Here is a 12,253-nt window from a genome sequence, read left to right as displayed (position 1 = left end):
TAATCTCTCTTTCCGGGATCGGTGGCGGATTCTAGCAGGGATCGCATCGATCGGTCAACGCCGACCGGGAAAGGCCGATCCGGTTTGACCGCCGGGCATGGTCTTTGCTATTTTCATTCACAGAGATGGGCCGAATGGCGTTCCCCGACGCTTCGCAGTCCGGAGCACCCCCGAGGACTGGTAACACATGAAAATAAAAAGAGTTGGAAAGGTTGTGGCGTTGCGGCTTCTTCCGGCCGCCGTCGCTTTCGCCGCATTCGTTCCCTTGGTTCGGGCCGGAGTGACCACTCGAGAGGACAAAGGGCTTCTCCTCACCGTCGAGCCGAACCGGTACGACATGGTCGAGGTGGAGTCGGAAGGGCGTTCTTTCCGGCGGATCGACATGTTCGGCGCTGGAAGGATCGGCGAGCCGGGCCGCCCCGACCTTCCCATTCAGGGTTATTGGATCGCCGTTCCCGAGGGGCACATCGCCCGCGCCCGTTTGGTCGGCGCCGAATACGACGATCTCCCCGGACCGACGGTCCTTCCCGCGCGGCGGGACACGACGGTCGGCTCTCCGGGGGTCGCCGTCGCGCTCCCCGCCTACGAAGAAGTGTTCTACCGGCGGACCGATTGGTATCCCGCCGAGCCGGTCACGGTGGGAGAGCCGGCCCGCTTCCGCCACCAACTCCTCGTACCGGTCCGCGTCGCGCCGATCCGCGTCGTTCCCTCCACGGGGCTGATCCGCGTCTATCGGAAGATGGAGGTGGAGGTGGAGTTCCTTCCCGATCCGGCGAAGAGGGGCGCCCCGGCGGCGCGGGAACCTGTCGGCGACGAGGGGCGCTGGGAAGAGATCTACCGCGGGCTCCTTTCGAACTATGACCAGGGCCGCGCCTTCCGCAGCCGTGTCGCCCGCGTCGCCCGCGACGGCGCGGGCGCGCGGAAAAGGGCCGCGCCTCTTTCGGAAGCCTATCGGATTCTCGTGCGGGAAACCGGTTTCTACCGGATCGCTTTCGAACGTTTCCAGGAGGACGGGCTCTCCTCGGGGATCCCCTTCTCCTCGCTCGAGATCGAGGGGCGCGGATACGACGACGGTCTTTTCGAATCGGGCGGCGATCCCTTCACCGTCCTCTCGATCCCCTTCCTCGAAGAGGACGACGACGGCGACGGTTTCTTCGAGTCCGGCGACGCCCTCTTGGTCTATCTCCCCGGCTTTCGCGACGATCGGATGAAGCGGGACTACGAGGACCGCTTCGCCGTGGACGCGGTCTACTTCCTCACCGTGGGAGGGGAGAGGGCGCCGATGGAGGAGCGCACGGCGCTCCACGCGTGGACCGGCCTCACGTCTCTTCGTTCCTTCCCCGATTCCATCCGCTGGGAATCGGACATCGAGTACAACATCAATACTCCTTCGGACACGGTGGACCTCTACTTCGCCATGGGCAGGAACGATGCGACCAAGACCACCGAGGTGACCCTTCCCGCGCCGGATCCGGAGGCGCCTTACGGCATCAAGGCGATGACGGTGAGCGTGTCTCCCATGGAAACCGCTACGGGCACCACCAAGACCAATCATCGCTACACGCTGACGAACTCGGCGAGCGGGGACACGGTTTTCGATCAAACCGTGATCGGCGAGATCCCCGGGCTGTTTCCGGCCGAGAAGACGAGGGACGCCTCGACGATAGCGGCGGGGATCAATCGTTTTCAGTACGGGGGGAGCCGGTGGACCCCATGGGAATTCGGTACCGGCGCCGGGGGCTATCTGGACTGGTACGAGGTGCACGCCCGTTTCCTCTACCGCGCCTACGAGGACTACCTTCTCTTCTCCAACGGCGAGGCGACCGGCCGCTACCGGATCGAGGTGGAGGGATTCTCCGATTCGGCGGTGGTGCTGTTCGACGTGACCGATCCCTACGCCCCGGTCCGGCTCGTCCAAGGGTCGATCGGTTTCGACGGAAGCGCCTACGTCTTCGCGCTGGAGGACTCCGCCGGCGCGACCCGGCGCTACGCCGCCGCCGTTCCCTCGGCGATGCGGACCCTCTCCTCTTCACGGATCGAGGCGGTTTCTCCGGCGGATCCCGCGGGCGAGGAGGGGACTTACCTGATCCTCGCCCACGAGGATTTCGTGGGGGGTCTGGGCGACCTCGTCTCCCATCGGGAGGCGCAGGGCTATTCGGTCCGCGTCGTTCCGGTCGGCGAGGTCTACGACGCCTTTAACGGCGGCGTGAAGGATCCGGTGGCGATCCGCCGCTTCCTCCGCTACGCCTTCGAACGTTGGTCCACTCCGCCGGGGTGGGTCCTCTTCGTCGGCGACGGGTACGAGGATTACAAGGGGACCGCCCGGAACTACGCCGCCAACCCGGACTACGACAACGAGATCGATTTCATCCCCGGCTATCCGATCTACCGGGCGCAGGTGGAATCGAGCGGCGATCACTGGGATACGAGCGACCAGTGGTACGTTCTCTTGGACGGCGATTCGGACCCGCTCCCGGACTTGCTGATCGGCCGCTTCCCCGTGGGGCGCGCCTCGGAGCTGGAGGAGATGGTGGAGAAAACCATCGCCTATGAGAGCTTCGACGCCGGCGATTCCTGGCGATCCCGCGTGATTTTCCTCGCCGACGACGGCTGGACTTTCACGAAGGGACCGACCGTCAATAGCGGACAAACGCAGTTCCGGGAGCACTCGGAGCGGTTCGCCCGCGAGCTGAAGGAGACCGCCGCCCGCGGGATCGACACGGTGGGCGTTTATCTCTCCTCCTACACGGATATCTTTCATCCCCTCTGCCCCTATCCATCCGATCCGGATAATCCGGACAAGGCGGACGTGGACTGCGTGATCGAGAAGTGCCGCGCAGACGTAATCCCCGCTCTTTTCGGGGAGCTGAACGGCGCCGGCGCCCTTCTGGTGAACTTTCAGGGGCACGGGAACCGGAACGTGCTCACCCACGAGGTGATTCTGCGGAACGGATGGGACTACCGGAACCACGCCTCCCGCGACATCCGTTCCTATTCGAAAAACCGGGGGCGGCCGTACATTTTCATGGGATACGGATGCTCCATCGCCGAGTTCGACCGATTCAGTTCCTTTGGATACGAATCGATTCCCGAGGAGATGGTGTTGAGCGACCGCGGCGGCGCGGTGGCCTCCTTCGGTTCCACCGCCATCGAATATCTGCAATCCAATCTCGTGTTGAACGATTCGGTCATCAAATATATGTTCCAGACCCCCGGCGTGATCCCCGGCGCCGACCCGGACTCTCTCCCCGCCTGGTACGGCGGAATCCCCCGCTGGACGCTGGGCGAGATCGTCGCCCTCGGCATGGCGGACTTCGTCGCCGGCGGTGGGAGCAGCGGGATCCCCCGCCGTTACGTCCTCTTCGGCGATCCGGCGCTACGGATCGACGCCCGCCCCCCGCACTTCGAGGTGACCGTGGACGGCGAGACGGCGGAGGACGGCGATCCGCTGACCGGGCGGGACGACGGCGGCCCGGTGTCGATCGTCGCCCGGGTGCACGACGAGGTGGCGATCGCCGCCGACTCGATCGGCGTCTTCGAAGCCGGGGAGGCGTTGGATCCCTCTCTCTACACCGTCGAGGCGGACAGCGCCCTCGCCGCCGACGGCCGCGCCTGGACGATCCGATACGACGCCGAGATCCGCTTCGGCGAGTACGAGGTCCTCTTCCGGGCGAAGGACGCCAACGGCCGTTCCGCGGAATTCCGCCTCCGGGTGCTCGTCGGCGTGAGCCTCACCTTCGACGGCGCTACGATCCGCGACGGCGACTACGTCGTCCGGGAGCCGCTCATCCGCGCGGAGATCGCGACGCCCGTCCCGGTGAACGAGGAGGATCTCGTCCTCGATCTGGACGGCGCGCCGGTGGAGCCGGATTCGCTCATCCCGCTGGACGGCTTCCATTGGCGGGCCGCCCTCCGCCCGCTCCTCGATCCGGGGGAGCACGTTCTCGCCGTCGGCGTCCAGGGGCTGCAAAAGAGCGTCCGATTCCGCGTGGAGGATCGCCTCCGCGTCGTGGATCTGTTGAACCACCCCAATCCCGTCGACGGAGAGACCGGCTTCTTCTACCATCTGACCGCTCCGGCGGACCGCGTGTTCCTCGAGGTGTATACCGTCGCGGGACGACGGATTCGCGTGATCGACGGACTCTCCGGCACGGTAGGCTATAACGAGAACCCGGGCGTTTGGGACGGCCGGGACGCCGACGGCGACCGGATCGCCGCCGGAGTATACGTGTACCGCCTCGTCGCGAGCGGCGGAGGGAACCGAGCCGAAGCGCTCGGCAAGGCGATCCTCAAACCGTAATCCGCCCTTCGTCCGAACCTCGCGGCCGATAGGCGGGCGCGTGTCCCCTATATAAAGCGGAAGATTTTTTCTCGGAGAGTCCGGAGCGCGCCGCGCCGGAGATCCTTCCGAGGCCGCCCTTCTCCTTTTGCTCTCTCTCCGTTACAATGCGCGCCCGAGGGGTGCCCCGCGCGTACCCCGGGGAGGCGTTTCCGTGCGATTGGAAGCGGTGGACTGGGCGATCGTCGCCGGCTATCTCGTCTTCTCCCTCGCCGCCGGCGTCGTGCTGGCGCGGCGGGCCGGCTCCGGCATGGAGTCTTTCTTTCTCTCCGGCCGCTCTCTTCCCTGGTGGCTCGCCGGCACGAGCATGGCCGCCACCAGCTTCGCCGCCGACACTCCCCTCGCCGTCACCGAGATGGTCCGCACGCACGGCGTCGCGGGGAACTGGCTCTGGTGGAGCTACGGAATCGGCGGCATGCTCTCGGTATTCCTCTTCGCCCGTTTCTGGAGGCGGGCGCGCGTGGTGACCGACGCGGAGGTGACGGAGCTGCGCTACTCGGGGCGGGGCGCGGCGGCGCTCCGCGCGTGGCGCGGTTTCTACAGCGCCGTGATCCGCAACTGCCTGGTGATGGGATGGGTGATCCTCGCCATGGCGACGCTCGTGGAGGGGGCTTTCCCCGGCGTGGGGAAGGGGACGGCGGTGGCGGTCTCCTGCGGCGTCGCGCTCGTTTACGCGGTCCTCTCCGGGTTCTGGGCGGTGGTGGTGACCGACCTGGTGCAGTTCGTCCTCGCGCTGACCGGCGCCGGCGCGGCCGCCTTCTTCGCCTTCCGTAAAATCGGCGGACTGGAGGGGCTCGCCGCCGCCTTCCCGGCGGAGCGTCTCGAGGGGCTCCTCCGCCCGCTCCCCGTCGCGGGGGAGAGCTGGCTCCCGACGGGCGCCTTCGCCATCTATCTCGGCATGCTCTGGTGGTGCACCGACAACGCCGACGGCGGGGGGATCATCATCCAGAGGATGTCCGCTTCCCGGAACGAGAAGGAGGCGGTGCGCGCCACCCTCTGGTTCCAGTTCGCCCACTACGGGATCCGGACATGGCCGTGGGTGCTGGTGGCGCTGGCGTCGCTCGTCCTCTTTCCGGAGATGACCGACCACAAGGCGGCGTACCCGGCCACCGCGTTTCTCGTTCTTCCGGCGGTTTGGCGGGGGATCCTGGCGGCGTCTCTGATGGCGGCGTTCATGTCCACCATCGACACGCACCTGAACTGGGGCGCTTCGTATCTCATCAACGATCTGTACAGGCGGTTCATCGATCCCGGGGCGACCGACCGGCGGCTGGTGCTGTTGTCGCGGGTCGCGACCATTCTGCTGATGGGGCTCGGCGCGCTCGCGGCGCTCCGCTATCGCACGATCACCGGCGCTTGGATCCTGACGATCTCTCTCGGCGCCGGCGCGGGGATCGTTTACATCTTGCGATGGTTTTGGTGGCGGATCAACGCCTGGAGCGAACTCTCGGCGATGCTCGCCTCCCTCGCCGCCAACGCGGCGCTCCGGGTTTGGGCGCCGGGGATCGCTTTCCCCTACACGCTCCCCTGGATCGTGGGGCTCTCGGCGGCGGTCTGGGTGCCCGTCACCTTCCTGACCGCGCCGGTCGAGGCGGAGAGGCTCCGGGGATTCTGCGCGCGCGTGCGGCCGCTCGGGGCGTGGGGGCCTTTCCGCGGCGACGAACCGCGCGATCCGGCGGGGCGTTGGTTGCTCCAGTGGGGGATCGGCACGATCGCGCTTTACGCCTTTCTCTTCGGCGGCGGCTCGCTTCTTCTCGGGAGCCCCGTTCGGGGGGCGGTTCTTCTCGGCGTCGCCGCGGCGGGCGGGGCGGCGCTTTTCCGTTTCGCGGCGCGGGAGAGGTGGAGCGAATGAAGAAGAACGTGACGCGCGTGATCGGCCTGAACTCGGGGACGTCGATGGACGGCGTGGACGCGGCGCTTGTCGAGATCCGCGGCGCCGGTCCCGGCCTAAGCGCGCGGGTCGTCGATTTCCGGCACGAAGCGATTCGCAAGGGGGACCGGGAGCGGCTCCTTCGGGCCGCGGGACGCGGGGCGAGGGAGGCGGAGGAGAGGGCGCGGCTGCACGCGCGGGTCGGAGAACTCTTCGCCCGAGCGGCGCTCCGCCTCGCCGAGAGGAACGGCGGTATCGGGACGATCGACCTGATCGGTAGCCACGGACAGACATTGCTCCACCTCCCCGCGCGGCGGGAGGGCGCTTCGGTGCAGATCGGAGACGGCGCGGTGATCGCCGCGCGGACCGGCACGGCGACGGTGTTCGACTTCCGCGCCGCCGACGTCGCCGCGGGCGGTGAGGGAGCGCCTCTCCTGCCGCTCACCGACTGGCTCCTCTTCCGTTCTCCCCGGCGGGACCGCGTGCTTCTGAATATCGGCGGCATCGCGAACTTCACGCTTCTCCCGGCGGGGTGCTCCCTGGAGGAGGTGGTCGCTTTCGACACAGGCCCGGGGAACGCACTGATCGACCGGATCGCGCGCCTCGCGTCGGGAGGAAAGAGGCGTTTCGACCCGGGCGGCGCCGGCGCGGCGCGCGGCATCGTGGATCGAGAGACGCTGGCCCGCCTCATGCGCCACCCTTTCCTCCGGCGGCGCCCCCCCAAGTCGACCGGGACGTCGGTCTTCGGCGACGCGATGGCGGGGGAGCTGTGGGAGGCGGGGAGGAAAAAGGGGCTCGGCGCGGAGGGCATTCTCGCCACGGCGACAGCCTTCACCGCCCGGAGCGCGGCGGAGGCGATCGCGGCGCGCGCCGCGCCGGACGCGGAGGTTTACGTATGCGGCGGCGGCGCGCGAAACCGCACACTCGCCGCCATGATCGCCGATGGGATCGCCCCGCGGCCGCTTCTCCCCTTCGAGAAACTGGGGGTCGACCCGGACGCGCGGGAGGCGGTCGGTTTCGCCCTGCTGGCGGGTGAGTTCGTCGCCGGAAACCGCTATGATCTCGGCGGCATCACGGGGTCCCGAGGCGCGCCCCTCCTCGGCGTCCTCGCCCCGGGATCGCGCCCCTTCCGAATAGTTTGGAGAAAGGAAAAGGACGCATGAAGTTTTTGCCCCGCCGCGCGCTCCGCGCCGCCGCTCTTCCGGCGATTCTCCTTCTGCTCTCCTGCGCCCCCCGCCCACCGGTTCAACCCGGAGCGGTTCCGGCGGAGAGGGGGCGGGGGCGGGCGCCGGGGCTGCCGGTGCCTCCCCTGCGGGTGGCGCTTCTCGTGGACGTTCCCTCTCTCGAGTTCGGCTCGGCGCGGGGAGGGACGCTCCGCTGGTCCGGCGGCGAGCGTCCGGTCGATCCGGGCGAGACCCTCCGCTTCGAGCCGGGCGCGTCGGGCGGCATCGTGCTCATGGAAGAGGCGGGGGGGATGTGGATCGAGGGGGCGGCCACCTTCATCCCCCATGGGGGGGAGCCTTTCCTCCTCGCGGGGAAGCCGTACGGCGGCACTCTCGTGGCGGTCCCTTCGCCGACCGGGATCTCGGCGGTGAACGGAATCGGCATGGAGGACTACCTGCGCGGAGTCGTCCCCTGGGAGATCGGTTGGCTTCCGGAGGAGAAGATCGAGGCGCTCAAGGCGCAGGCGGTGGCGGCGCGCACCTACGCGCTCTCGCGGTTGGGAAGGGAGGGGGAGCCCTGGGACCTGGTCGCCGACGAGGGGGACCAGGTGTATCGCGGACTGGAGAGGACCGACCCCGTGGTGGATCGCGCGATCCGCGAAACGGCGGGGGTGGTCGCCGTGTTCCGCGGCAAGCTGATCCGCGCCTACTACTCCTCCACCTGCGGCGGCCGCACGGCGCCGTTGGAAGAGGTCTGGTTCGACAGGGAGGGGGCGCCCTACCTGCGGGGCGCCGGAGACGGCCCCGGCGGTGGGATCGATCCCTCCCGTTCGTTCTGCCGCGAGTCGCCGCACTTCCGTTGGGTCGAGCATTGGTCCGGCTCCGAGGCGGTCGCCGGAATCATCCGCCGTCTCGCCGCGGAGAAGAAGCTCGACGCCGGGAGGCTCGGGCGGCTCCGGGACGTCCGTGTGGAAAAGAAGGGGCGATCGGGGCGTGTGCTCTCGGTTCTCTTCCGCGCCGAGGGAGAGGATGTGCGGGTCGGCGGCGACAGGGTCCGGTGGGTGCTCGGACGCCCGCAAGGAGGGGGCATTCTCCGGAGCACCTGGTTTGATCTGGAAGTGAAGCGGGAAGGGGGCCTCGTGACGGAGATCCGAGCCGAGGGGCGCGGCTTCGGCCACGGGATCGGCATGTGCCAGTGGGGAGCGATGGGGATGGCGGAGAAGGGCTACTCCTACGACCGGATCCTGACGCATTACTATCCGGGGATCGACCTTCGCCGGGCGACCCGCTCCCTCCTCTCGCGGGGACCGCGATGACCGACCGCTTTCTGGGACTCGCCGGTCGTTTGGTGATGGCCGCCCCCGCGGGGCGGTCTCTCCTTGTCAAGGAGGAGGCGATCCTCCGGCGGGGCGGAGTCGGCCACCTGATCCTCTTTCGACGAAATATGCGCGATCAGGAGGAAGTGGGGCGTTTGACGGCGCGGGCGGCGCGGCTCCTCCCCCGGCCGCCTCTGATCGCGACCGACCAGGAGGGGGGGCTGGTCTCGGAGGCGCGCGCCGTCGCCGGTGTTCCACCGGCGCCGATGCGGCTCGGCGCGGCGGGGGACGAGGGGGCGGCCGAGGCGTGGGCGAGGGAAAGCGCGGCCCGCCTCCGTGAGATCGGCGTGGGGATGGCGCTCGCGCCGGTACTGGACGTGGTCGGTCCCGGCGGGGGAGCGGTGATCGGGACGCGGGCGTACGGCGGACGGCCGGGGCTCGTCGCGCGGATGGGGGCGGCCGCGGTGCGCGGCGCGCTCCTCGGGGGCGTTCTCCCCGTGGGGAAGCACTTTCCCGGCCACGGGGGAGTGCGCGCCGACTCTCATACCGGCCTACCGGCGGACCGGCGGACTGGGGATCTCATCCGCCGCCGGGATCTGGTTCCCTTCCACGCCGCGATACGGGCCGGCCTCCCCGCGGTGATGATCGCCCACGTCGCCTACCCCGGCCTCGGGACGGGGCGGCGCCCCGCCACTCTTTCGGAAGAGGTGATCGGGGGGCTCCTCCGGCGGCAACTCGGCTTCCGGGGAATCGTGATGAGCGATGCGTTGGAGATGGCCGGTTTCCCCGGGATGGAGGGGGTGGTTCCCGCGTTCCGCGCCGGGATCGACCTCTTTTGCGCAGGCCGCTCCCTCGCCCAGGGGGAGAGGGTGGCCGGTCTTCTCGCCCGTGCGATGCGGGAGGGCCGGATCGATCCGGAGGAGGCGGGGGAGAGGGGGGAGAGGATCGAGCGTTTGCGGGATGGCCTCCCCGCCGCCTCCTCCCCTCCCCGGCGGCGCCCCCCCTTTCCGGAGGCGCGCGGGATCGTCCGGGCGCGCGGGCGCGGTCCCTTCCGCCCCTTCCCCGCGGAGGGGGGCATTCTCTTCCTGCCGAAACGCCTCGAGGGGCGGATCGGTCTGCCGGTCGATCCGGGGGAGGCCGTCCGGGGCGCCGGGGCGGTCCGTGTCGTCCGTTATCCCTTCGATCCGTCACCGGGAGAAGTCCGTGTTCTTCTCCGGGAGGCGGGGCGGGTCCCCGCGTCGGCGGTGGGCATCCTGGGAAGGGGGGAGCCCCCGGCGGGGCAGCTCCGTCTTCTCCGCGGGCTGGCTCCCCTTCCGGGGCGCCTCCTTCCGGTGGCCCTTCTCGACCCGGAGCCGCTCCTCCGCGCGTGGCCGGGGGAGGCGCTCCTCACCTTCGGTTTCGAGCCGGAGGCGCTGGTCGCCCTTCTCCGCGTCCTGTCCGGAAAATCGCGCCCCGCCGGGACTTCCCCGCTCGCAATTCGTTGACACAATCGGAGGGTTCTGCTACATTTCTGATGTTTCGCTCGACGGTGGGGTCGTGGTGCAGATTGGTTAGCACACCGGCCTGTCAAGCCGGAAGTCGCGGGTTCGAGCCCCGTCGGCCCCGCCACCCGAAAGCAGAGAGCCGCGCCGGAAGGGCGCGGCTTTTTTGTGTGCGAAAACAAGATATAGGTATTAACAATACGGCCTCCCCCTCGATCCGTCTTCTCGGAGGCTCTCCCCCACGGCGTCGAGCAAAGCGCCGCGGCCGGGGCGGATCGGGTCCGCCCCGGGGATGTCGGCGATTCGCCGCGACGCTTTTCCGAGGCCCCGCTCCTTTAGTGGCAATCCCAACAGCCCGTGTCGTAGACACGGATCATCACCACTCCGTGGCAGTCGGCGCAGCGGTCGTATCCTCGCGCGCTATGATAACTGTAGGGGGAGCGGCAGTGGTGGTCCGGCTCCAGGATATGCACGCTGCAGGCGATTCCCGCGAGGAGTGCGACGAGAAACGCGGCGGCGCAACGTCTTCTCTTCCGCATGGCTCTTTCCTCTCCGGATCGCGGGGGCGATCCCTTGCTCTCACTCCTCCGTGAATAAGTGATAACAAGAGCCGTGCCACCGCCCTGCCCTCGTTTCTATGTCCCGTCTCTCAAGCAACGCATTGATTCACAATGGTTTGTACGTCCGGCCCCGGCAAACTCGCGTTTCGCTGTGTGTCGGATCGACACATTGCAGGTTGGAATCACATAGCGGGCATCCTGCAGCGCATGAGCGCGAAGAGTCGGGCAAATCGAGAGGAGGTGGGGTCTTGCCATTCGTCTATCTGTTGGTATGGTCTTTACATAAGAGGATCAACCCCACTGCCGCCCTGAAACGCACCGGATGGCACATCACTTGCTCCCCTTAGGGTCGATTGAGTACTTGCGCGGGCCAAAATCTCGAAGAACGAAGCAAAAAGCGATCTCCCACGCAGTCGGCGGGTCCGATGGTCGCCTCTTACGAGATGGCCCGTTCCAACGCAGCGTCGCGTCCCGCCGCGGGCGTTTCGCGATCGACTGGAGGTATGACCATGCGATTCCGCACCGAGATGAGCGTTTGGGGGGTGCTTTTCCTTCTGCTGCCGGCGACGGCCGCTCTGGCGGTGACCCATCAGGTACCGACCACCTTCAACACGATCCAGGCCGCCGTGAACGCCGCTTCGAGCGGAGACGTGGTCGTGGTCGCCTCGGGCACCTACGCCGAGAATCTTTCCATCAAGAGCGGCGTCGAGGTGATCGGGGCGGGCCCCGACTTCACCATTCTGGACGGAGGCGCGCAGGCCTCGACCGTCTTTTTCCCGTACGGAGTGAACCAGAACACCCGTATCGAGGGGTTCACGATCCGGAACGGGAAGAACCAGAAGGGCGGGGGGATCATGATCAGCGCCGGCGCCTCGCCGACGATCACCAACTGCTTCATCCGGGACAATGTCGCGGACTTCCGCGGCGGCGGAATCTACATGGACGGCGGCGGCGAGCCGACGATCGAGTTCTGCACCCTTCAGGACAACTGGGCGGTGGAGGGCGCGGCCGTCTACGTTGCGGGAAGCAACGCGGAACTGCGCTGGAGCGTGATCTGCAGCAACTCGGCGGAGGTGAAGGGTGGGGGCGTCCATATCCAGAACAGCATGAACGCCGTGGTCGAGCACAACACCATCGCCATGAATCATCTGGAAGAGGATCACGATTTCGGGTGCGGTCTCTCGATCTACAGCTCCATCGCCACGGTGAGCCACAACATCATCGCGTGGAACACCGGCGGCGGCGGTTTCTGGGTCAACGGCTCTCTGATTAACGGTGTGTGCAACCTGGGGTGGGCGAACGACGAGACCGAGGGGGAGTGCTGCTTCGGCGATCCCGGTCCGATCGAGTTCGAGGTCGACCCTCTTTTCTGCGACGCGGAGAACTGCGATCTCCGCCTGAGCGGCTCCAGCCCGGCGCTGAATCCCGAGGGGTGCGGCCTGATCGGGGCGCTCACCATCGGCTGCGAGTTCACGCCCACCGAGAACACCTCCTGGGGCGATATCAAGAAGATGTATCGGTAAG

7 protein-coding genes and 1 tRNA gene are annotated in these 12,253 nt (G+C 67.9%); 7 read left to right on the top strand and 1 reads right to left on the bottom strand.

The annotated features are described in order from the left end of the window. Positions 1-220 precede the first annotated feature (220 nt). The 6 genes from JW958_11925 to JW958_11900 all read left to right on the top strand — a co-directional run bounded on the left by JW958_11925 (position 221) and on the right by JW958_11900 (position 10,296). On the top strand, positions 221-4,300 hold the full coding sequence (locus JW958_11925; protein MBN1826962.1) for a hypothetical protein: 4,080 nt from the start codon (positions 221-223) through the stop codon (positions 4,298-4,300). 193 nt (positions 4,301-4,493) lie between these two features. Beyond that, complete coding sequence (locus JW958_11920; protein MBN1826961.1) at positions 4,494-6,191, top strand: Na+:solute symporter; 1,698 nt, start codon at positions 4,494-4,496, stop codon at positions 6,189-6,191. Further along, positions 6,188-7,372 carry an anhydro-N-acetylmuramic acid kinase gene (locus JW958_11915; GenBank protein ID MBN1826960.1) on the top strand — a complete coding sequence of 395 codons (1,185 nt, stop codon included), beginning with the start codon at positions 6,188-6,190 and terminating at the stop codon, positions 7,370-7,372. Before JW958_11920 ends, JW958_11915 begins: the two co-directional genes overlap by 4 nt. Beyond that, positions 7,369-8,688, top strand: a complete 1,320-nt coding sequence (locus JW958_11910; protein ID MBN1826959.1) for a SpoIID/LytB domain-containing protein — start codon at positions 7,369-7,371, stop codon at positions 8,686-8,688. Before JW958_11915 ends, JW958_11910 begins: the two co-directional genes overlap by 4 nt. After that, on the top strand, positions 8,685-10,172 hold the full coding sequence (locus tag JW958_11905) for a glycoside hydrolase family 3 protein (protein MBN1826958.1): 1,488 nt from the start codon (positions 8,685-8,687) through the stop codon (positions 10,170-10,172). Before JW958_11910 ends, JW958_11905 begins: the two co-directional genes overlap by 4 nt. Before the next feature lie 46 nt (positions 10,173-10,218). Then, a tRNA-Asp gene (locus tag JW958_11900) sits at positions 10,219-10,296 on the top strand. A 208-nt stretch (positions 10,297-10,504) separates the two neighbouring features. Here the strand turns inward: JW958_11900 and JW958_11895 are convergent. Next, positions 10,505-10,708 carry a hypothetical protein gene (locus JW958_11895; protein ID MBN1826957.1) on the bottom strand — a complete coding sequence of 68 codons (204 nt, stop codon included), beginning with the start codon at positions 10,706-10,708 and terminating at the stop codon, positions 10,505-10,507. A gap of 530 nt (positions 10,709-11,238) precedes the next feature. Between JW958_11895 and JW958_11890 the strand changes: the two genes are divergently transcribed. Continuing rightward, entirely contained in the window at positions 11,239-12,252 is a 1,014-nt protein-coding gene (locus JW958_11890) for a right-handed parallel beta-helix repeat-containing protein (protein ID MBN1826956.1), read from the top strand. The last annotated feature ends 1 nt before the right edge of the window (position 12,253 follow it).

This window comes from Candidatus Eisenbacteria bacterium, assembly GCA_016930695.1.
Classification (GTDB): Bacteria; Orphanbacterota; Orphanbacteria; order Orphanbacterales; family Orphanbacteraceae; genus JAFGGD01.
Note: the sequence above shows the minus strand (reverse complement) of the source record. Positions and strands in the feature narration are given on the sequence as shown.